Origin of the sequence: Saccharopolyspora indica (genome assembly GCF_027853965.1) — a bacterium.
Lineage (GTDB): Bacteria > Actinomycetota > Actinomycetes > Mycobacteriales > Pseudonocardiaceae > Saccharopolyspora > Saccharopolyspora indica.
In genome coordinates this window covers 97,466-118,093 of the sequence record NZ_JAQGLB010000013.1, presented here as the reverse complement: position 1 = coordinate 118,093, position 20,628 = coordinate 97,466, and the positions used below count along the sequence as shown (strand labels likewise).

Genomic DNA, 20,628 nt, shown 5'->3' with positions numbered 1-20,628 from the left:
CCGGGCTGGGCAGGAGGACTTCGGAGGCAGGTTGTGATGGAGCGGGAACTTCCCGATCTGCCGGTGCGGGCGGTGCTCGACGACGTCACCGGAGCGCTGGCCGAGCACGGGACCGCGGTCCTGGTGGCGCCGCCCGGCACCGGGAAGACCACGCTGGTCCCGCTCGCGCTGGCCGAGCAGGGCTTGCGGGTCGTGGTCGCCGAACCGCGCCGGCTGGCGGCGCGTGCTGCGGCGGAGCGCATGGCGGGGCTGCTCGGCGAGGAAGTGGGGCAGCGCGTCGGCTACTCGGTGCGCGGTGAGCGCCGCCGGAGCGGGCGCACCGCGGTCGAGGTGGTGACCTCGGGCCTGCTGGTGCGGCGGTTGCAGGGCGATCCCGAGCTGCCCGGTGTCGACGTGGTGATGCTCGACGAGTGCCACGAGCGCCACCTGGACGCCGACCTGCTGCTGGCGCTGCTGCTCGACGCGCGCGCCGGACTGCGCCCCGACCTCCGGCTGCTGGCGACGTCGGCGACGGTCGCCGCCGGCCGGGTCGCCGAACTGCTCGGCGACGCCCCGGTGCTCGAAGCGCACGTCCGCACGCACCCGGTGCGCACCGCGCACGTGCCGCCCCACCGGGGCGAGCGGATCGAGGCCTGCGTCGCGCGGGCCGTGCGCACGGCGTTCGCGGAGCAGGACGGCGACGTGCTGGCCTTCCTGCCCGGTGCCGCCGAGATCCGCCGGGTGGCCGGGAATCTGTCCGGGTCCGATGTGGACGTCCTGCCGCTGCACGGGAGATTGCCCCGGTCGGAGCAGGATTGCGCGCTGCGGGCGGGAAAGCGGCGCCGGGTCGTGCTGGCGACGGCGGTCGCGGAGTCGAGCCTGACGGTGCCGGGAGTGCGGGCGGTGGTCGACTCCGGCCTGGCCCGGGTGTCGCGCGTGGACAACCGGCGCGGGCTGTCCGGGCTGGCCACGGTGCGGGTCTCGGCGGCGGTCGCCGATCAGCGCGCCGGTCGTGCCGGGAGGCAGGGGCCGGGCGTGGTCTACCGCTGCTGGCCGGAGCACGAGCACAGCACGCTCCCCGCCTACCCGGAGCCGGAGGTCCGCACCGCGGAGCTGACCCGCCTGGCGCTGGAGCTGGCCTGCTGGGGCACCCCGGACGGTTCGGCGCTGGAGTGGTGGGACGAGCCGCCGACCGGTGCGCTCGCCGCCGGCCGGGAGGTCCTGCGCGGGCTCGGTGCGCTGGACGCCTCCGGTGCGGTGACCGATCGGGGCCGCCGGATGGCCGAGCTCGGTCTGCACCCGCGGCTGGCCCGCGCGCTGCTCGACGGGTCCGAGCGGGCAGGCACCGACATCGCGGCGGAAGTGGTCGCGCTGCTGGACAACGACGCGCTGACCAACGACCTCGACGTGACCACCGCGCTGGCCGGGCTGCGGCGCGGCGGACCGGGCAGCGACCGGTGGCGCAAGGAGGTCCGCAGGCTCCGGTCGATGGTGCCCGCGCACCGCGGGAACGACGACGCCGCGCTGGTCGTCGCGCTCGCGCAGCCGGAACGCCTGGCCCGGCGACGCGACGCCGGGTCGAACGTGTACTTGATGGCCTCCGGAACCGCTGTGCAGTTGCCGAGCGGTTCGAGCGTGCGCGGATCGGAGTGGCTGGCCATCGCAGTCGCCGACCGCACGCCCGGCAGCGCTCACGGCACCGTCCGGCTGGCTGCGCCCGCGGACGAGCAGCTGGCCCGCGCGGCCGCCCCCGCGCTGGTCGGCACCACCGACGAGATCGGCTGGGCGGACGGCGACGTGCGCGCGTTCCGCGTCGAGCGGATCGGCGCGATCACGTTGAGCCGGCGCAAGATCGGCGATCCCGACCCCGCCGAGGTCCGCCGCGCGCTGCTGGAGGGCTTGCGCGCGGAAGGCCTGGAGCTGCTGAACTGGAGCGACGACGCCCGGCGGCTCCGGCAGCGCCTCGGCTTCCTGCACGACGCCCTCGGCGATCCCTGGCCCGCCACCGACGACGAATCCCTGCTGTCCTCAGTGGACAACTGGCTGGAGCCGGAGCTGAGCAACGCCCGCCGCCGCGCGGACCTGCGGATCCCGGCGGGCACCGCGCTGCGCAGGCTGATCCCCTGGTCGGTGGCCGGCCGCCTGGACGAGCTGGCCCCGGACCGCGTCGAGGTGCCCTCCGGCTCCCGGATCAAGGTCGACTACACCGACCGGCCCGCCCTCCCGGTGAAGCTGCAGGAGGTCTTCGGCTGGTCCGAAGCCCCGCACATCGCCGACGGCCGCATCCCGCTGGTCCTGCACCTGCTGTCCCCGGCGGGACGCCCGGCGGCGGTCACCTCGGACCTGAAGTCCTTCTGGGCCAACGGCTACCACCAGGTCCGCGCCGAGCTCCGGGGCCGCTACCCCAAGCACCCCTGGCCCGAAGACCCCACCACGGCCACCCCCACCCGCCGCACCAAGCGCTGAAAACCGCGTGCCCAGCGGGACTCGGGCAGGCTGATCAGCCGAGCCGGACCGGCTGCGGTTCCACCTGGGGCTCAGGTGAGTCAGCGGGGGATGGTGGTGTGCTTGTACTCGTTGAGGTCGGGCCAGCCGGTCAGCAGGTCCAGGACCTTCTCGACCGCTCTGATCGACGCCTGGGCGTCGGAGCCTTCCGGGGCTCGGGTCATGAGGCGGACGAAGACGGCCTGGTCGGCGGCGATGAAGGTCGGCACGCCCCAGACGTCGTGGGAGGACGCGAACTGCTCGTGCTCCGCTCGGACCTGCGCCAGCGCCGCACCGCTGTCGATGCGTTCGAACACCGCGTCGGCGGGGACGTCGTGGTCGGCGAGGACGCCGGCCACCACGGACCGGTCTTCCAGGTGCAGGCCATCGTCGTGGCGGGCCGCGAACAGCGCGCGGTGCACCGCCGGGAACTGCTGCGGGTACTCGTCGCGGACCACGACACCCGCCTGCAGCGCGATGATGCCGCTGTCCTGACCGGGTTCGTCCCACACGCTCGGGCCTTCTTCGACGTGCGCCTGGCCGAGCGAGAACGGCAGGTAGCGGACCTGCCAGTCGGCTCCTGCGGCCAGACCGGTGAGCAGGTGCTCGTGCGCGTTGCGGGCGAACGGGCACCGGTAGTCCCAGGTGACTGCGAACGTGGACGTCATGGTCGGTCAACACCTCCGGTCGGGTTCGTTGTTCCGCGACGGCGGGACTCGTAGCCGGTGAGCACCACCGCCAGGGTCACCAGGCTCAGCCAGAACTGGGAGCGAGTCCCGGGCAGGACCGCCATCGCCGCGATCACCACGAGCATCAGGGCGATGGTCAGGTAGCTCAGCCACGGGAACAGCCACATCTTCAGCGGCAGTGGCAGCGGCAGCGTCAGCGGCGAGACGACGTACGTAAGTAGACCAAACGGGTAGTGGCCGACCACGATGCGATCGCGGTGGAAGAAGTACCAGTACCCCACCCTCACCCGATGCCTTTGTCTCCTGCATGCCTACGGAGACCAGGGGCAAGGCGGGCGATTTCGTGCGAAATGGGCGTCGTGGCTCTCGGGGTGGCGACTAGGTCGTGTCTGACAATGCGTGAGGATGGCGACTCAGTTACTGGCGTGCGTTAGAGCGTGAAGGGTTTGTAGGCCAAGGCGCGGTCAACGATCTCTTCGGGCGCGAGCGTAGACATGGGCCAGTAGATCAGGTCGGACACATGCGGGTCCGGGACGTTTGCCTGCAGCACTTCGAGCAGTCGCTCCTGCTCCCGCTCACTTCCCTCCGCTTCTTGGAGTCGCCGCACGATTTGCACGAGTTCCTCGCGGTCAAGCGCTTCAAGATCGCCCATGATCCCAATGGTAGGGCGGTGATGGTCCTAGCCGGCAACAGCATCAAGTAACGCCCGCGTCCAGGCGATGACCGCGTTGAGGACGACGGCGGAGCGGTACACGATGGCGTATTTGTCGTAGCGAGTGGCAAGTCCGCGCCACTGCTTGAGGTGGCAGTAGCGGCGTTCGATGACGTTGCGGTTCCGATAGTCGGCGGCATCGAGTGCGACGGGCCTGCCGCCGCGTGATCCGCGGCGCTTGCGGTGGCCCTTCTGGTCGGCGGGCTCGGGGATCACGGCCTTGATGCCGCGTGATCGCAGGTGTGAGCGGATCGCACGGGACGAGTAGGCCTTGTCGCCGCGGACCGCATCTGGTCGAGTTCGCGGCCGGCCTGTTTCGCGAGTAACGCGCAGCTGCGCCATCAGCGGCAGGAACATCGGCGAGTCGCCCGCCTGCCCCGGAGTGATCAACGTGACCAGCGGCAACCCGTTGCCGTCGACGAGTTGATGGATCTTCGTCGATAGGCCGCCGCGAGATCGGCCAATGCCGTGATCAGGCGCTCGAGGAGTGGATTATTGTAGTTCGATCCAGCCCCCTGTGTGGCGGGTTATGTTCGTCGCGTGCTGGTGGGCACGGGCGATCGTTGAGTCCACGGACAGCGACCAATCGACCAACCCAGCCGCGTCCGCGGCAGCCGTCAGGTTCGCGAGAATCCGATCCCACGTGCCGTCGGCAGCCATCCGGCGGTGCCACGTCCATACCGTCGGCCAGGGGCCGAACACGTCCGGCAGGTCACGCCACGCGATCCCGCACCGGTACCGGTAGATGATGCCCTCGACCATCAGCCGAGCGTCAGAGAACTTCCGACCTGGCCGGCCCGTAGGGCGAGGCAACATCCCCTCGATCAGCGACCACTGAGCATCCGAAAGCGTCTGGAACCGCGACACCCGTCAAGACTCCCAGCCTGAGCCCTCAACCTTTGTCAGACACGCTCTAGTCGTAGCCGCGGATGACGTGGTCTTCGTCGTGCGGTTCTGCGGGCGGCTGCGGGACTTTCGGTTCCGGGCGGGGCTGGGCGCGGTCGTGCGGCGCGGTGGTGCGTTGCGCGGTCTGGAGCGGCACGGGTCTCCTTCGGGCCGGACGCGTTCGTTGCGGAGAACGGTACGGCGGGTGGCTGCGCGGTGAGTTTGTGCTGAACGACGAAGTTCGGTGCGTGGCTTGTGGGTCCGGACAAGCGGAACGTCGCGGTCTCGTGGCCGTGGGGTGCGGCGCGGCTTCCCGCGGGATGTCGTCAGCTGAACATGTTGGCTATCACGAGTTCACTTATGCACTGTTTTAGCAGGTAATGACACTTAATTGGGGCGATATCGCAGCTATTTCCAAGTCACTTGGTTGTTGACGTGGGGAGCTGTTCGCGGTTACGGTGCGAATCGGGCGAGGCCGGTCGGCCTCGCGCACCGGTTGTTCCGAAGAGGTGGTGGGGAGATGGCAGCGCGATCGCAGGCCGACGCGGTGGAACCGTCCGCGGCCGAGCCGTCGCTGACCTGCGCGATGGCGGCCACCTTCCTGGACGAGATCTACCGGAACCTCGACGAGACCTACGCATCCCTCGGTCTCGCCCGCTGGAACCAGCCCCCGGCGGAAGCCCTCTGGCAGGCCCGCAACCTGCCGCCCGCGGAGACCACCGCCGCCTGAGGCTGGCACTTCCCGGGCCCGGCGGGGTAGAAAGCACGTTCGGGCTCGCGGAGAGGTGGGATGTCCGGATTCGCTTTCGTGCCGTACTCGGCGTTCGGGCACGTCAACCCGATGCTCCCGGTCGCCGCGGAACTCGCCGCCACCGGTGCCCGGGTGCGGATGCTCGCCGGCCCGCGATTCGCCCCGCGCATCACCGGTGCCGGGGCCGAGCACGTGCCTCTCGACCGCGATGCCGAGGTGTGGTCGCCGCCGAGCTGGGGGCCGCGGCAGCTCGCCAGGCTGGCCGAGGTGCGGTGGCAGCGCAAGCGCGCGCTGCGCGCGGTGGCCCGGCGCTGCCGCGGTGAGTTCGAGGCCGACCGGCCGGACCTGGTGATCGTGGACCCGGCGGTGCCCGCGACGGCGAGAGTCGCCGAGCAACTGGGCATTCCGGTCGCCTGGCTCAGCACGACGCACGCCCGTTCCCCGCGCCTGCGCGGCACGGTGCTGGTGAACAGCCTGCCCGAGTTGCAACCGGAACGGCCCAGGTACGGGCCCCGGTACCGGTTCGTCGGCCCGTTGCTGGGCCCGCGCGGCGGAACCGGCCGGCGGACATCCGGGCCGCTGCTGCTGGTTTCGCCCGGCACCGTGTTCGCCAGGACGGCGAAGTTCTTCCGCGGCGTGGTCGAGGAGTTCACCGGCACCGGCTGGACCGTCGTGATGGCGACCGGGCACGTCGATCCCGCCGAACTCGGCCCGCTGCCGCACAACGTCGTGGCCCACCGGTGGGTGCCGCAGCGCGAACTGCTCGCCGAGGCCGCCGTCTTCCTCACCCACGGCGGGATGAACTCGGTGCAGGAGGCGCTCGCCGAGGCGGTGCCGATGCTGCTGGCACCGCGCAACGCCGAGCAGCGGGCGACCGCGCAGTGCCTCGTCCAGCTCGGCCTCGGCGACCGGCTCTCCGGTTCGGTGCGCCGCCAGGTCGAGGCCCTGGCCGAGGACGGCCGCACGAGAGCTGCGCTGGGCGAGATGCAGGCGCGGTTGCGGCAGCGGGACGGAGTCGGGCAGGCCGTCGGGGCGCTTCTCGGCGCTGTTGGCCAGTAGCGATCCGCTCACGCCGTGCAGTCGGAACAGATAGGGTCGTGATCAGTGGACCGATGCGACGAGAGGACGCCGAGCGTGAGCGCACAGCCCCCGGTGAGCAGGTCGCTGCCCGTCCCGCCGACGGTTTTCGTCGACCGCGCGGACGAACTCCGGGGCGTGCTGGCCCGGGCGAGGTCCGGCGGGCCGCTGCTGACGCTGATCACCGGCCCGCAGGGCATCGGCAAGACCACCTTCGCCTTGAAGACCTGCGCCGAACTGGCCGATCTCTACCCCGGCCCGCACCTGTTCCACGAGGTGAACGGCTCCGAACCGGACAGCGTCGAGACGGCCGAGTCGGTGGCCGGTTCGCTGCTGGCCCAGCTCGGGCTCAGCGGTGCGGAGATCCCGGCGCGGGCGGGGGACCGGTTCGCCAAGCTGCGCTCGGCTCTCGTCGAGCGCAAGGCGCTGGTGTTCTTGGACGACGTGGCGCGCGCGGACCAGGTCGAGCCGCTGCTGTTCAACTCCGCGAGCGCCGCCGTCCTGGTCACGTCGAGGCGGTCGCTGCCCAGCCTGGGCCAGTACGGCTTCACCAGGGTGAAGCTGACCGGATTCGGCGCCGACCACGCGAAGGAGCTGATCGAGCGGCTCGCCGGGGACGAGCTGGGCGAGCTCTCGCCCGAGGTGCTCAGCGCGATCCACGAGGTGTGCGATGGCCTGCCGCTGGCGCTGTCGATCGCCGGTTTCCGGCTCGGCGACGGCGAACCGGCCCACGACTACGTGGCCGATCTCCGGCGTGCGAAGCCGCACGAGGTGCTGGAGCGCGACGGCGAGCGGCCGGTGCTGAAGATCTTCGAGCTGGACTACCAGGAGTTCAACGAGGCCCAGAAGCTCGCGTACGCGCGGCTGTCGCTGCTGCCGGGTGCCGATTTCGGCATCGGTGTGGCGGCCGCGGTCCTCGACCTGGCGGAGGCGGAAGCGGGCCGGCTGCTCCGCGAGCTGGCCCGGCGGCACGTGATCCAGCTCAACGGTGACCGCTTCCGGTTCCACTCGCTGATCCGCGAACACGCGAAGGACAAGGCGCGCACGACCTTGTCTCCGGTCGAGATCGCATCGACGGTGGAGACCGCGCGCACGTGGTACTGGCGCAGGCAGGTGGCGCTGGACCAGGTGATCTCAGGACGGCCGAAGCCGCTGGGCGCCGAGGCGTGCTACGACGCGGTCGAACCGGCGTACAGCGGCCTCGACGCGGGCCGCCGGGCGTGGGCGGAGATCGAGCTGGAGTGGCCGAACCTGATCGCGGCGATGCGCGCGGGCGCCGCCGGACCGCAGGACGAGCTGTCCCGCGTCTTCCCGCTGGCGCTGTGGTTCTTCGGCTACCAGACGCATCGCTGCAACGAGCTGATCGATGCCTACTGCGGCGCGCTCCAGCACGAGGTGTCCGCGGGCGAGAAGTGGCAGCTGCACCGCGATCTCGCCGGACTCCACGAGCGCTGCGGCGATCACGCCGAGGCCGACGAGCAGGTGGAGCTGTCGATCCGCACCGGGTACGAGCCCGGGATCGAAAGCTCCTACACGTGGCGAGGACTCGCGCACGAGTCGCGTGGTGATCGCCGGGCCGCCCTCGCGGACCTGGAACGCGCGCTCGAAGCCGTTCCGCTGATGGACGTCGAGCAGCGGGCTCGCGCGACGGCGCTGCTGCGCATGCACTTCGGCCGGAACCGCTGCGCCCTCGGTGAGTTCGAGCGGGCGGCGAGCGATCTGGCCGAGGCTCGCGGCTACTTCGCCGAGCACGGCGAACAGCCGAACCTGGCGCGCGTCGAGCTCGACCTCGGTCGCGCTCTGCTCGGGCTCCAGCGTCGTGGTGCAGCGGTCGAGGGCCTGACGTCGGCGTACGAGGAGTTCCGGGCGCGAGGCATGGCCGACAAGGCAGCGGAAGCCGCGGCTGCGCTCGCCGATGCTCAGGACAGCCCTGAAGGAGCGGAGCACTGGCGGCGCATCGCCCAGGAGCTGTGAACCTCAGGACGGTGTGATCGTCGCCCGGTGCCGGGTGCCGTCCAGGTCGATCGAGATCTCCTGCGGGACGGTGCCCGGCTCCGCCGCCCAGGCGTGGACCGCTGATGCGAGGACGTCCGGCGGCAGCTTCGCGGTTCGCGCCAAGAGCTGTGCCCCGGTGCGGGTCCGGACGAGGCAGGAGTGCTCGTCGAGGACGGCCACCGTCCGGCACGCCGGGTGGCGTTCGAAGGTGTCCCGGATCCACGTCGCGGCATCCGCGGGCAGTTCCGCCCGCTGGCAGGTGAGGACGGCCGCACTCGCCCTGATCGTCCGGAGCGGGTAGTCGTGCGGGCAGGACACGTGCAGGTCGTCGTGCCGATCCGGTGCGGTGGCCAGCTCGGCGGGGCGGCGGCTGAGGTGGACGACCTTCGTCCGCGCATCGGTGGTGTGCGCCGCTCGGAACGCCACGGAGGCGGGCGGGCGGTCCTCTGCGGGAACCGCGGCGACGGGCAGCGGGAGCAGCGGCGGTTCGCCGGCCGGCTCGGGCAGGCCGAGCACGTCGTAGCACACGGATCGCAGGCGGTTCAGCGCGTCACCGGGGGCCGAGGTGACGCGTTCGGCGACGGCATCCGCCTGCGCGGGCAGGGCGATCGCCTCGTCCAGCTGGTCGAGCAGCGGTTTCGCCGGGTTCAAGCGAGGTGCGGTGCTGCCGAGCGCTGAGATGGGGGTGTCCGGCGCGACGTCGTCGTCCGGGAACGCGGCCAGCGCGGTCGGCACGCCGATGGCGGCGCCGTAGCCGGTGACCGATCCGTGGTCGCCGATCAGCAGGTCCGCGGCGATCAGACCGCTGCGCCAGCCGTCGATCTCGGGCAGCAGGGTCAGGCCGGAGCGGCGGCAGTCGGCCAGCCAGCAGCGGATCTGCCAGGGTCCGTGGCCGTGCCAGGTGTTCGGGTGCAGGGCGAGCGCGACCTGGTGGGAATCGATCGGCAGTTCCGCCAGCAGCCGCCGCACGAGGTCCGGCCACGAACCGAGCAACGACCCCGGCCCCCAGGTCGACGAGACCACGACCAGCGTGCGGTCACCGGTGCCGAGCGCCCGCCGGTAGCGCTCCCGCTGCGTCAGGCTCGCGAGAATCCGGTCGTAGCAAGGATCTCCGACGACCCGCGCGACCGGCAGGGCTTCCGGTGCGGATGCGGCGAGCGCGTTGAGCTGGTCGACGTGCGACAGGCCCAGCGCACTGGCGAACGGGCGGCCGTCGTAGAGGACCCACTGCGGCGAAAGGCCGAAGGTCTGCCGGTTTCCGGTTTCCGGTTTCCGGTTTCCGGTTTCCGGTTTCCGGTTTCCGGTTTCCGGTTTCCGGTTTCCGGTTTCCGGTTTCCGGTTTCCGGTTTCCGGGCGAGTACTTAGTGTATCCAATCCCGTGTGACAGAACAACGATCGGCCCGCTCAGGTCGGTGAGCGATCCGTGGTGGCTGGCCGCGACGACGAGGTCGAAGTGCAGCTGCTTGGCCTGCTCCCACGGGATGGTGATGACGCCGGTGCGCTCGAGGAGTTCGGCCACGCCGTGCTGGAACGGGTCGGATCCGCTCCAGCTCACCACGACCTGCACCCGGAGATCGCTGTCGAACACCGGCAGCACGTCGAGCAGCCGCGTGATGGTGGTGACGTTGTGCGCCACCACCAGCACCGTGCGCTCCGGCGCGACGGTGCTCCACTGCCCGGCCTTGATGCCGACTGGCACTTCCGCGTGCGAACCCCTGCTCACAGCCGTCGACCGTAACCCACCCCGGAACCGGGACCGGGTGGAAGCGCCTCAGTCCGGCCGCCGTCGCGCTGACTCGTCCGTTCGCCGGTGTGGCGGGTCCGGGCGGGTGATTAAGTTCGTCGCATGAAGTTGCGCTGGTTCGCTGGAATCTTCGCGGTCGTGCTGGCCGCCACCCCCGTCTCCGTCGCGCAGGCCGAGTCGCCGCGCCCGCCGCACCGCACGACGTGCGAGTTCATCCCGACCCCGGACAACCCGGCGGCCCGCGAGGTCGATCCGCCCGAGCCGAAGGCGAAGGCCAGGGGCACGGTGCGGGCCGAGATCGAGACCAACCGCGGGGACGTCGTGGTCGAGCTGGACCGCGCGAACGCGCCGTGCGCGGTGCACAACCTCGTGCACCTGGCGCGCAGCGACTTCTACGACCGGTCCCGCTGCTGGCGGCTGACGGATTCCGAGCGGCTCGGCGTGCTGCAGTGCGGGGACATCTGGTCGGTGGAGAAGGGCGGCCCCGGCTACCGGTTCGCCGACGAGGTGACCGGCGCCGAGACCTACCCGCGCGGCACCATCGCGATGGGCAACCAGGGGCCGGGCACCAACGGCAGCCAGTTCTTCATCGTCCACTCGCACGCCAACATCAAGCCCGCCTACACCGTGCTGGGCCGCGTCCTGCGCGGGATGGACGTCCTGGACGAGATCGTCGCGGGCGGCATCGTCCCGGGCGAGAACGGCGACCCCGGCGACGGCGAACCGGCCCTGCCGGTGGAGATCGAGAACGTCAAGATCCGCGGCTGACGCCCGCAGCGGCGCAGCACGCGTTCATGGCGTGCTGCGCCACGCGGTGAGGTGCCGGTGGATGCCGCGCAGGGCTTCGTGCGACTCGCGGTAGGCCTCGAACAGCGGGTTCAGGCGGTCGGCGTCGGCAGCGGGGGTGAACACGCGGTCCACCGCGACCGTTGCCGCCGCCGCGGTGGCGATGTCCGGGTAGGTGCCGGTGCCCACGGCTCCCAGCAGCGCTGCGCCGAGGACTGCGCTGTCGTGCACGCGCAGGCGCTCGACCGGGCGCTGCAGGACGTCGGCGTGGATCTGGGTCCACAGATCGCTGCGCGCGCCGCCGCCGGAGAAGGCCAAGGACGGCAACGGGAATCCGCACGCGCGCTCCACCGGCTCCAGCACGTGCCGCGCCGACATGGCCACGCCCTGCAGGACCGCCCGGGACAGATCTGCCCGCGTGGTCGCCGAATCGAGGCCGAAGAAGCTCCCGCGCACCTCGGAATCCCACAGCGGTGCGCGCTCGCCCATCAGGTGCGGCGTGAAGATCACACCCGGCTCACCCGCTTCCGCCGACGCCAGCACCTCCTCGACGCCGAGCCCGGAAGCGCCGCACCACCAGCGCAGTGCGTCACCGGCCGCCTGCGTCGGCCCGGCGTGCACGAACAGCCCGTCCTTCGGCGGGAAGCTCACGACTTCCGCGACCGGCACCGACTCGGCGGACGCGCCCGCCACGACCAGCGACGTTCCGCACGAGACCATGCCGCGCCCCGACTCGGTGGTGCGGGTGCCGAACACCGCGCTGTAGGCGTCCATCGTGCCCACGACGACCTCGGCGCCGAGCTCGGTCGCGGGCCCCAGCACGAGTTCGGGGGCGGCGATCTCCGGCAGCTTCCCCAGCAGGCCGTCGACCAGCTCGACCGCCTCTCGGAGGTAGCCGGTCGGGCCTGCGACGCGGACCGCGGAGAGCTGGTCGGTGGCGATCCGCCCGGTGAGCTTGGCGATCACGAAGTCCTTGGGGCTCAGCACCCACCGCGTCCGCGCCCACAGCTCGGGTTCGGTGCGGGCGAACCACTCCGCGCGGGAACCGACGAAGGAGGCGTCCAGCACGATCGGGCCGCCCCAGATGCGGGTCTTGTCCGCCGGGGTCAGCCGGTCGTCGAGCTCGCGGGCGACTTCGGCGCAGCGCTGGTCCTGCCAGATGATCGCCGGGGCCAGCGGGCGCAGCCGGTCGTCGGTGAAGACGTGGGTGTTGACCTGGCTGACCACGCCGATCGAGCGGACCGCGGCCGCGCCCAGTCCGGCGAGGACGGTCCGGATGCCCTCCGCGCAGCCCCGCCACCAGTCCATCGGGTCCTGCTCGGCCCAGCCCGGCCGCGGGCGGTGGATCGGGTACGCCGCGGTGTGCGCCGCGACGAGGGTGCCGTCCAGTTCGAAGGCGGCCACCTTCACGGCGGTGGTGCCCACATCGATGCCCAACATCAGTGCTGGTCGTGCCATGCACAAACATCTACCACGCCCGCTGGGCGATCTTCCGGCGCTACGATCGTGCGAAAGTGATGGGGGTGGCATGGTCGAGGAGTCCGGGGCCCGCAACGAGCAGAGCGGGACGGTCAACGGTCCGGTCGCGCAGGTCGGCGCGGTCCACGGCGGCATCCACTTCACCACGTCGACCGGGGAGCGGTTGGCGCCGGGGCAACTGCCGCCGGACATCGCCACTTTCGCCGGTCAGGCCGACGAACTCGCGGCGCTGCACGCGATGGTGGGCGACTCCGCGCGGGTGGCGGTGATCTCCGGAGCACCGGGCGTCGGCAAGACGGCGCTGGCCGTGCACTGGGCGAACCAGGTCGCGCAGCAGTTCCCGGACGGGCAGCTGTACGTGAACCTGCGCGGTTCGGATGCCGGGGACTGGCCGGTGAACCCGACCGAGGTGCTGCGGAGCTTCCTGGAAGCGATGGGAGAAACGCGGATTCCCGCTGACGTGGCCGGGCGCTATCGCACGCTGCTGGCCAAGAAGCGGGTGCTGGTGGTGCTCGACGACGTGCGCGATCTGGCGCAGGTCCGCCCGCTGCTGCCCGGAGGCAGCACCGCGTTCGTCGTGGTCACCAGCCGGAACCAGTTGACCGGCCTGATCGCCGGAGGCGCTCGTTCGCTCCCGCTGGACGCGCTCGGCGCAGCGGAGTCCCGCGAACTGCTCGCACGGGCCCTCGGCGAAGAGCGGCTGACCGGCGAACCGCGAGCGGTGGCCGAGCTCGTCGCGCTGTGCGCGGGATCGCCGCAGGCGTTGAGCATCGTCGCCGCGCACGCCGGTGGCACGCCGCTCGCCGAGCTGGCACGCGAACTCCGGGAAGTCCTCGCGCCGCCGGGCGTCGGGAGCTGGTCCGAGCGGATGGCGTCGGTGCTCGACTGGTCCGCACAGCGGTCGGCGACGCCGCCGGACTGGAAGGACCGCGTCGCCGGACTCGGCTGGCTGCGCAACCGGAACGCCCTGTACGCCGCGGCCGCTGCTGCCTCGGCCACCACCTTGATCACCTACACCGGGGTGATCGCCGCGTCGAGCTTCTTCGGGCTGGGGTTCCTGCTGATCCGGTTCGCCCTGCTCGTGACCGGTCTGGTGTGGTTGGAGCGCGATGGCGGGCGCGGGGCGACCGGTGCGGGCCTGGTCGTCGGCACCACCGTGTTCTTCCTGGTCGACGCGCTGACCTCGCTGCACGGCGAGGCGACGGTCTGGGCCTGGTTGCACTTCTTCGCGGTCATCGCCTTCACCGCTGCGGTGGCATCCCGCCTGGCACCGCTGCGCCGCGTGTTCCGCCGGAGGCGGCTCGTGCCGCCGGCCAGGCGGCCGCTGGCCTACGTCGTGCTGGGCGCGGTGGCGGTGCAGTTCGTGCTGCTGTTCGCCGGACTTCCGCTGGAGTACGGCAGCACGACCGTCATCGCCGGGCTCGGCGCGCTGGGCGCGCTGCTACCGGTGGTGTCCATCGGTGGCCTGTGCGCTGTGGTGGCGCTGACCGAGGTGGGCGACCAGGAGGAGCGCGACCTCGCCGGTGCGGTCGTCGTGGCCTACTCCGGCCCCGAAGTGCTGCTCATCCTGAGTTCCCTGCTGCTCGGCGCCCAGTTCACCTACCTCGGCGGCGGCTACTGGGCGACTGATGTGGCGTTCGCGGCCTGGACGGTGTTCGCAGTGGCCCAAGCGGTCCTTGCCGTGGCCTCGACGGGGGCGACGCTGGCGATGCTCCGCCGGTAGTGCGCGAGGTGTGTGCGTGCTGTGTGCGCGGGTCGGCAGCCTGCGCGGCATGGAGATCGTGAACGAACACCAGGCAGAAGCGTGGAACGGCTACGAGGGGCAGCACTGGGCGGACAACCGGGACCGCTACGACCGGATGCTCGACGACAGCACCGGGCTCCTGTTCGAGGTGGCCGCGATCGAGCGCTCGCACCGGGTGCTCGACATCGGCTGCGGCACCGGGAAGACGACCCGGACCGCTGCGCGACGGGCGTCCCACGTGCTGGGCGTGGACCTGTCGGCGCCGATGCTGGAGCGCGCCCGGGCCGCGGCGGCCGGTGAAGGGCTGGAGAACGTGACCTTCGAGCAGGGCGATGCGCAGGTGCACGCCTTGCCCGCCGCGCACTTCGACGTGGCCTTGAGCCGGGGCGGGATCATGTACTTCGCCGATCCGGTCGCCGCGTTCGGCAACATCGGCGGCGCGCTGAAGCCCGGCGGCCGGTTGGTCTTCGGCTGCGGGCGCGATGGCGAGAACGTCCTGGACGTGGTCTGGGCCGCGATGGGCGCGCACGTCCCGCTGCCGGACCCGGCCGAGGACACCGCGCCAGGTCCGGTCAACTTCACCGACGGCGACCGGATCCGAGAAGTGCTGGTGGGGGCCGGTTTCCACGACGTGGTGCTGCGGGAGACCGCCTCGGACTACGTGCTCGGCAGCGATGTCGACGACGCGGTGGACCTCATCTTCGGCATGGGCCCGATCCGGTTCTGGCTGCGCGACGTCGATGACGGCGCGGTCGGCAAGGCGCGGGAGGCCGTTGCGGCCGCGTTGCGCCCGTTGGCGGGGCCGGGCGGGGTCCGGGGCAGCGTGCCGGGCTGGGTGGTCTCGGCGGTCTGGCGGCCCTGAGGTGGTCCGTGAGTGCTTTGGGGTGCTATGACGCCCCAAAACGCTCACGGCACAGGGAAAACCGAGACATTCGCTTCTACCACAGCGAGAGCCTCGGCCCTGCCGAGCGCGCGGCCGCGGTCGTAGGCGGCGCGGTCGGTCAGCGCCGCGCGCAGGGATCGCGTGTCGGGGTCGGTGGGGTCCGGAGCGCCGCGGAGGGCTTCGGCGGCGCCGAGGACCTCCGCGGCGTTCGCGCCCTCGTGGTGGCGCAGGCGGGCCACCGCAACGGCGACGGTTGCCACCAGCGGCATGTCCAGCGTCGCCGAAGCCGTGGTGAAGGCTTCGGCGAGCTGGGCGCGCGCTGCCAGCAGATCGCCTGTCGACACGGACAGGTTGCCGAGCGCGCAGTCGAGCATGGCGCGGAACGGTTCGTGCTTCGGGCGGCCGATCGACCGGTAGAAGTCCGCCGCTGCCGCGAAATCCCCGTCGTGGCGCGCCAGATCGCCGAGCGCCAGCCGGGCGTGCACCGCCGGAGGGCCTCCGAGCAGCTCGTGCAGCCGTGCTCGCGCCTCGGCCACCGCTCCTCTCCGGTGCAGGACCTGGGCCAGCCACACTCCTTCCAGCACAGCGGGTTGCGCGGGATCGAGCTCCTGCCGCAGCCGGATCGACTCCACCAGCGCGGCCTCGGCGCGGTCGAGATCGCCGAGCGCCAGCTCCGCGTAGCCCAGCGAGGACAGCGCGGTGGACCGGGCCCAGAGCTCCCCGCAGCGGCGGAACGCCTCCGCCGCGCTCACCAGGGCGGGGCGCATCGCGGCCAGCCCGCCGTTGTTGGCGTGGCGGAAGGCGCGGATCAGGTGCGCCATCGCCCGCGTCCACCCGTCCTGGTGAGCCAGCGGCTCCACGGCTTCCGGGCCGTCGGTGGCCAGCGCCAGCGCGGCGTCCAGCAGCGCACCGACCGGGTGCTCCGGTGCGCGCTGGAGCGCGGTCGGGTCGAACCGGGCGCGGTCGGTGCCGCCGGAGAGCACGGCGTTGAGCAGGTACCAGACCGCGCAGGACGGGCTGCCGACCGCGAAGCGCAACCGCTCGGCAGCATCGGCGTACATGCCCCGGTAAGTCCACAGCGGACCTAGTTGGGCGGCCAGCCGGACTGCCAGGTCCCGGTCCTCGTCGACGGCGAACCGCAGCGCGTCCAGCAGGTTCGCGTGCTCCGCGCCGAGCAGGCGCAGCCAGGCGGGTTGCCGCTCGTCGCGGCTCGACGGTTCCTGGGACTCGGCGAACTCGCACAGGTAGCGGGCGTGCGCGATCCGGGCGGCAGTCGATTCACCGGACGCGGCGAGCTGTTCGAGGCAGTACTCGCGGATCGTCTCCAGCATCCGGTAGCGCTCGCCGGCCTGCTGCACCAAGGACTTCTCGACCAGCGCGGTCAGCGGCTCCACCCCGCACACCGCCTCGGCGGCCTCCAGCGTGAAACCGCCGCTGAAGACCGCGAGCCGCTGCGCGCAGCGAGCTTCTCCGGCGGTGAGCAGCTCCCAGCTCGCGTCCACCACCGCGCGCAAGGTGCGGTGGCGGGGGAGCGCGGTGCGGCTGCCGCCGGTCAGCAGCCGGAAGCGGTCGTCCAGCCGGGCGGCGAGCTGCTCGACCGTCAGCGAGCGCAGCCGGGCGGCGGCCAGCTCGATGGCCAGCGGCAGCCCGTCCAGCCGGCGGCAGATCTCGGCGACGGCGGCTGAATTGCCGGCGGTGACCGCGAAATCGCGGCGGGCGGCCCTGGCCCGGTCGGTGAACAGCTGCACCGACGGGCAGTCCACGGCGCCGGAGGTGGGCAGGGCGAGCGGCTGGACGGCGAACAGCCTTTCGCCGTCGACGCCGAGCGCTTCGCGGCTGGTGGTCAGCACCCGCAGGCGCGGGCAGCGGCCGAGCAGCTCGGTGGCGCACGCGGCCACCGCCGCCACCAGGTGCTCGCAGTTGTCGAGCACCAGCAGCGCCTCGGTCGAGGCGAGCCCCTCGACGAGCCGCTCCATCGCGGGCCGGGTTCCGCGCAGGCCGAGCGCCTCGACGATGGCCAGCGGCACCGCGGCCGGATCGGTGACCGGTGCGAGCTCCACCAGCCAGGTATCGGTTTCGGCCCGCTCCGCGATCGCCGACGCCAGCCGCGTCTTGCCCGAACCGCCCGCGCCGACCAGCGTCACGAGCCGCGCCCCGGCCAGCTGCTCGCGGATCTGCGCGCATTCCCGCTCCCGCCCGACGAAGCTGGTCACCGCGGCCCGGAGGTTGTTGCTGCGGCGCTTGGCAGGTTCGCCGCGCAGCACCGCCAGATGCGCCGCGGTCAGTTCCGGGCCGGGTTCGGTGCCCAGCTCCTCGATCACCGTCCGGCGAACGGATTCGAAGTGGCGCAACGCGGCAGCGCTCCGGCCGTCCGCGTGCATCGCGCGCATCAGCAGCGCACCGGCCCGCTCGCGCAGCGGGTGTTGCGCGGTCAGCTCCGCGAGTTCTGCCGCGAGCGCGGCGGGATCCCGGTTCAGCCGGAGCTCGGCGGCGGCCCGGTCCTCGGTCGCGGACAACCGCAGCTCGGTCAGGCGGATCGCGGCGGCGACGGCGTACGGCGCGTCTCCCGCGTCGGTCAGCGCTTCGCCCCGCCACAGCTCCAGCGCCTCGCGCAACAACTCCGCGGCCACCGACGGCTGATCCCGGCCGAGCGCGCGGCGGCCTTCCGCCGCCAGCCGTTCGAAGCGCAGCACGTCCACGTCGTCCGGCTCGACGTCCAGCCAGTACCCGGAATCGGCCGACCGCAGCACCGACTTCTCCGGGAGCGCCCGCCGCAACCGGGTCATGAGCGAGTGCAGCGCGTGCTGCGGATCGTCCAGCTCCTGGTCGGGCCACAGCGCCGCCACCAGCGCGGACACCGGAACCTGCCGCCCGGCGTCCAGCGCGAGCCTGCTCACGACGGCGCGCAACCGCTTCCCGGCGACCCGAACGGCAACCCCGCCCGCGACGACCTCCAGCGGCCCGAGCAACCCCACGCGCAACCGAGCCGGAGCGTCCGCCATCTAGCCCTCCGCCGAGATGGAACCCGTTCGGCCAACCTACATCGGCTCCGTTTCCGCAGTTCAGTAGCCGTGAGCGTTTTGCGGGGCTACAGCACCCCGAAGTACTCACGGGCCGCCACCTGCGGAAACGGTGGCGGGCAAGCGGTTTCGCGCGTCAGACGCGGCCGGCGAGGTGCTCGGAGACCTCGTGGGCGGCGGCCTTCGTCGCTTCGGCGATCTCGGTGATCTTGTCCGCCAGGCGGCTGCTCGGGCCCGCCACCGCGATCGCCGCCGCCACCTTGCCCCTCTCGAAGATCGGCGCACCGACACCGCTGCGGTCCGGCAGGGTTTCGCCGCGGTTGATCGCCACGCCCGCCTCGGCGACCTCTTCGAGCTGACGGCGGATCTGGTCGCGCTGGTCCGGATCGGACAGGTGACCGGCCAGGTAGCCCTCGCGGAACCGCTCGGTGCCGAAGGCCAGGATGCACTTGCCAGAGCTGGTCGGGTGCAGCGGGCGGCGGGTGCGCAGCGGGGCCGAGTAGCGGATCGGCTCGGTGGACTCGATGGTGTCGGTGTAGACGACCGAGTCCCCGACCAGGGCGGCCAGCATGACGGTTTCGTCGAACTGGCGGTGCAGCTGCTCCATCGCCGGGCGGGCGGCTTCGGCGACGCTCGGCGGCGCGGCGGCCAGCAGCGAGTTGATCGCCGGCCCGATCCGGTAGGCGCCGCCCTCCTCGCGCAGGTAGCCGGTGACGACCAGGCCCTTGACCAGGCCGTGCACCGACGAGCGCGGGGCGTCGAGCGCGGCGGCCAGCTCGGCCAGCCGCACTCCGGACCGGTGCGCCGCCGCCAGCTCGAGGATCGTGGTGACCCGCGAGACCGTGCGGTGCGCCTTGGCTGCTCCTGCAGGTGGCACTGCGCTCCCCATCGTCGATGCCCACGGTTTCGCCGACGAACCTACCGCCGCCGCCGCGCCCGAATCCGGTCAGGTCCGCTCGGCGACCTGCTGTTCGGCGCGGGATTCCAGCCGCTTCGCCTGGTCGAACATCGCGGCCACGCCGATGAACGCGGCTCCGGCGACGAACATCAGCGACACGGCCCAGGTGCTGTGGCCGGGAGTGGCGGAGACCAGGGCGAGCGCGGCCAGCGGGGCCAGCCCGCCGGAGAACGCGCCGCCGACCTCGCGGCCGGTGCCCAGCCCGGACGCCCGGGTGCGGGTCGGGAACTGCTGGGAGAGGAAGGCGCCCTGCGCGCTGAGCATCGCGGGCACCACGATGCCGGTGGCCAGCACCAGCGCGGCCCAGATCAGCAGGTTCTGCCCGGAGTCCAGCATCCAGAAGAACGGGAAGGCCAGTGCTGCGGTGGCCACCGCGCCCACCATCACCACGGTCTTGGCGCCGACCCGGTCGCAGAGCCTGCCTGCGATCGGCACCGTGATGATGGCGCAGGCGCTGGCCAGCGTGATGCCGAACGAGCCGACGTTGGCGGCCACGTCGCGGAACTCGGTGAGGTAGGACAGCGAGAAGGTCTTGAACACGTAGCTGACGCCGTTGTAGCCGACGGTGATCGCCAGCACCACGGCCAGCCCGCGCCAGTCCGAGCGGATCAGCGACCGCAGCGGCTGGGACTTCTTGCGGGTGCTGGCCTCGCGCTCGAACTCCGGTGTCTCCGGCATCTGCCTGCGGACCCAGAAGCCCAGCGCCACCAGGGCGAAGCTGGCCACGAACGGGATGCGCCAGCCCCAGCTGTAGAGGAACTCCTCGTCGAAGCTGGTGAGCACGGTGACGGTGAGGGAGGAGGCGAACAGCCCGATGTTGACGCCCAGCGCGGGCAGCGATCCGAGGCGTCCGCGGGACTTGGCGTCGGCGTGCTCGTAGGCGACCGCGATCGCGCTGCCGAGCTCGGCCCCGGCGCCCAGGCCCTGCAGCAGGCGCAGGACGACCAGCAGCAGCGGAGCGAACAGGCCCACCGATTCGTAGGTGGGCAGCAGGCCGATCAGCCCGGAGGAGATGCCCATCAGCAGGAAGGTCACCGACAGGACGACCTTCCGGCCGAACTTGTCGCCGAGCACCCCGAAGACGATGCCGCCGAAGGGCCGGGCGAGGAAGCCGACCGCGAAGGTCGCCATCGCCCCCAGGGTGGCGGTGGTCGGATCGCCGGTCGGGAAGAACAGGCGGCCGAAGACCAGCGCGGCCATCGACGCGTAGAGGTAGAAGTCGAACCACTCCAGGGCCGAGCCGATCACCACGGCGGGACCGACCGCCTTGCGGGAGGCCGGATCTGGGGGTGCCGGGGCAGCGCTGCCAAGCGTCATCGCTCAAGTCCTCTTCGCCGGAGATCGTCGCGCGGCTGCGCGGGGAACCCGCTCCGCAGCGGGTGGGAAGCGTTCATATATGGGAACGCGGTGTCGTAAGTGTGAATCTAAGAAGTGAACGGCGT

General features: G+C 72.0%; 17 protein-coding genes and 1 pseudogene. 8 read left to right on the top strand and 10 right to left on the bottom strand.

Annotated features, from left to right (window positions below; translation table 11 throughout):
* Positions 1–36 precede the first annotated feature (36 nt).
* On the top strand, positions 37–2,445 hold the full coding sequence (gene hrpB, locus OU416_RS26020; RefSeq protein ID WP_270929639.1) for an ATP-dependent helicase HrpB: 2,409 nt from the start codon (positions 37–39) through the stop codon (positions 2,443–2,445).
* Positions 2,446–2,525: 80 nt separating this feature from the next.
* Here hrpB and OU416_RS26015 read toward each other — a convergent pair whose 3' ends face one another.
* The 5 genes and pseudogenes from OU416_RS26015 to OU416_RS25995 form a co-directional block, all read right to left on the bottom strand.
* A complete protein-coding gene (locus OU416_RS26015) occupies positions 2,526–3,131 on the bottom strand; it encodes a DsbA family oxidoreductase (protein WP_270929638.1) in 606 nt (201 codons plus the stop codon).
* A complete protein-coding gene (locus OU416_RS40225) occupies positions 3,128–3,439 on the bottom strand; it encodes a hypothetical protein (protein WP_333779658.1) in 312 nt (103 codons plus the stop codon). The genes OU416_RS26015 and OU416_RS40225 overlap by 4 nt, the downstream gene beginning before the upstream one ends.
* 143 nt (positions 3,440–3,582) lie before the next feature.
* Entirely contained in the window at positions 3,583–3,804 is a 222-nt protein-coding gene (locus tag OU416_RS26005) for a hypothetical protein (protein ID WP_270929637.1), read from the bottom strand.
* 27 nt (positions 3,805–3,831) lie between these two features.
* Positions 3,832–4,731, bottom strand: a pseudogene (locus tag OU416_RS26000) (IS5 family transposase).
* A gap of 46 nt (positions 4,732–4,777) precedes the next feature.
* Complete coding sequence (locus OU416_RS25995) at positions 4,778–4,906, bottom strand: hypothetical protein (RefSeq protein ID WP_270929636.1); 129 nt, start codon at positions 4,904–4,906, stop codon at positions 4,778–4,780.
* Positions 4,907–5,269: 363 nt separating this feature from the next.
* Here OU416_RS25995 and OU416_RS25990 point away from each other — a divergent pair, with 363 nt between their 5' ends.
* From OU416_RS25990 to OU416_RS25980, 3 genes are all read left to right on the top strand, one after another.
* The gene (locus OU416_RS25990) at positions 5,270–5,479 is read left to right on the top strand and encodes a hypothetical protein (RefSeq protein ID WP_270929635.1); all 210 of its coding nucleotides are present in this window, start codon (positions 5,270–5,272) and stop codon (positions 5,477–5,479) included.
* A gap of 60 nt (positions 5,480–5,539) precedes the next feature.
* Positions 5,540–6,559 carry a nucleotide disphospho-sugar-binding domain-containing protein gene (locus OU416_RS25985; protein WP_270929634.1) on the top strand — a complete coding sequence of 340 codons (1,020 nt, stop codon included), beginning with the start codon at positions 5,540–5,542 and terminating at the stop codon, positions 6,557–6,559.
* A gap of 75 nt (positions 6,560–6,634) precedes the next feature.
* Positions 6,635–8,551, top strand: coding sequence for an NB-ARC domain-containing protein (locus OU416_RS25980; RefSeq protein ID WP_270929633.1), 1,917 nt, complete (start codon positions 6,635–6,637; stop codon positions 8,549–8,551).
* 3 nt (positions 8,552–8,554) lie between these two features.
* Here the strand turns inward: OU416_RS25980 and OU416_RS25975 are convergent, their stop codons facing one another.
* Entirely contained in the window at positions 8,555–9,946 is a 1,392-nt protein-coding gene (locus tag OU416_RS25975; protein WP_270929632.1) for a hypothetical protein, read from the bottom strand.
* A 52-nt stretch (positions 9,947–9,998) separates the two neighbouring features.
* On the opposite strand from OU416_RS25975, the gene OU416_RS25970 reads away from it, so the two are divergent.
* Together OU416_RS25970 and OU416_RS25965 are read left to right on the top strand one after the other, a co-directional pair.
* The gene (locus tag OU416_RS25970) at positions 9,999–10,310 is read left to right on the top strand and encodes a hypothetical protein (protein ID WP_270929631.1); all 312 of its coding nucleotides are present in this window, start codon (positions 9,999–10,001) and stop codon (positions 10,308–10,310) included.
* A gap of 108 nt (positions 10,311–10,418) precedes the next feature.
* On the top strand, positions 10,419–11,084 hold the full coding sequence (locus OU416_RS25965) for a peptidylprolyl isomerase (RefSeq protein ID WP_270929630.1): 666 nt from the start codon (positions 10,419–10,421) through the stop codon (positions 11,082–11,084).
* Positions 11,085–11,108: 24 nt separating this feature from the next.
* Here the strand turns inward: OU416_RS25965 and OU416_RS25960 are convergent, their stop codons facing one another.
* On the bottom strand, positions 11,109–12,560 hold the full coding sequence (locus OU416_RS25960) for a xylulokinase (RefSeq protein WP_270929629.1): 1,452 nt from the start codon (positions 12,558–12,560) through the stop codon (positions 11,109–11,111).
* A gap of 70 nt (positions 12,561–12,630) precedes the next feature.
* Here OU416_RS25960 and OU416_RS25955 point away from each other — a divergent pair, with 70 nt between their 5' ends.
* The gene (locus OU416_RS25955) at positions 12,631–14,304 is read left to right on the top strand and encodes an NB-ARC domain-containing protein (protein ID WP_270929628.1); all 1,674 of its coding nucleotides are present in this window, start codon (positions 12,631–12,633) and stop codon (positions 14,302–14,304) included.
* A gap of 49 nt (positions 14,305–14,353) precedes the next feature.
* Positions 14,354–15,187, top strand: coding sequence for a class I SAM-dependent methyltransferase (locus OU416_RS25950; protein ID WP_270929627.1), 834 nt, complete (start codon positions 14,354–14,356; stop codon positions 15,185–15,187).
* Between the two features lie 44 nt (positions 15,188–15,231).
* Here the strand turns inward: OU416_RS25950 and OU416_RS25945 are convergent, their stop codons facing one another.
* From OU416_RS25945 to OU416_RS25935, 3 genes are all read right to left on the bottom strand, one after another.
* Positions 15,232–18,210: an ATP-binding protein gene (locus OU416_RS25945; RefSeq protein WP_270929626.1), complete on the bottom strand. Its 2,979-nt coding sequence runs from the start codon at positions 18,208–18,210 to the stop codon at positions 15,232–15,234.
* A gap of 154 nt (positions 18,211–18,364) precedes the next feature.
* Entirely contained in the window at positions 18,365–19,105 is a 741-nt protein-coding gene (locus OU416_RS25940) for an IclR family transcriptional regulator (protein ID WP_270929625.1), read from the bottom strand.
* A gap of 69 nt (positions 19,106–19,174) precedes the next feature.
* Positions 19,175–20,503 carry an MFS transporter gene (locus tag OU416_RS25935; RefSeq protein ID WP_270929624.1) on the bottom strand — a complete coding sequence of 443 codons (1,329 nt, stop codon included), beginning with the start codon at positions 20,501–20,503 and terminating at the stop codon, positions 19,175–19,177.
* Between the last annotated feature and the right edge of the window lie 125 nt (positions 20,504–20,628).

What these genes read in the sequence shown, in the direction of transcription:
- hrpB (WP_270929639.1), top strand. Translation starts at nt 37, where the DNA reads ATGGAGCGGGAACTTCCCGATCTGCCGGTGCGGGCGGTGCTCGACGAC.
- OU416_RS26015 (WP_270929638.1), bottom strand. Translation starts at nt 3,131, where the DNA reads ATGACGTCCACGTTCGCAGTCACCTGGGACTACCGGTGCCCGTTCGCC.
- OU416_RS26005 (WP_270929637.1), bottom strand. Translation starts at nt 3,804, where the DNA reads ATGGGCGATCTTGAAGCGCTTGACCGCGAGGAACTCGTGCAAATCGTG.
- OU416_RS25990 (WP_270929635.1), top strand. Translation starts at nt 5,270, where the DNA reads ATGGCAGCGCGATCGCAGGCCGACGCGGTGGAACCGTCCGCGGCCGAG.
- OU416_RS25985 (WP_270929634.1), top strand. Translation starts at nt 5,540, where the DNA reads ATGTCCGGATTCGCTTTCGTGCCGTACTCGGCGTTCGGGCACGTCAAC.
- OU416_RS25965 (WP_270929630.1), top strand. Translation starts at nt 10,419, where the DNA reads ATGAAGTTGCGCTGGTTCGCTGGAATCTTCGCGGTCGTGCTGGCCGCC.
- OU416_RS25960 (WP_270929629.1), bottom strand. Translation starts at nt 12,560, where the DNA reads ATGGCACGACCAGCACTGATGTTGGGCATCGATGTGGGCACCACCGCC.
- OU416_RS25955 (WP_270929628.1), top strand. Translation starts at nt 12,631, where the DNA reads ATGGTCGAGGAGTCCGGGGCCCGCAACGAGCAGAGCGGGACGGTCAAC.
- OU416_RS25950 (WP_270929627.1), top strand. Translation starts at nt 14,354, where the DNA reads ATGGAGATCGTGAACGAACACCAGGCAGAAGCGTGGAACGGCTACGAG.
- OU416_RS25945 (WP_270929626.1), bottom strand. Translation starts at nt 18,210, where the DNA reads ATGGCGGACGCTCCGGCTCGGTTGCGCGTGGGGTTGCTCGGGCCGCTG.
- OU416_RS25935 (WP_270929624.1), bottom strand. Translation starts at nt 20,503, where the DNA reads ATGACGCTTGGCAGCGCTGCCCCGGCACCCCCAGATCCGGCCTCCCGC.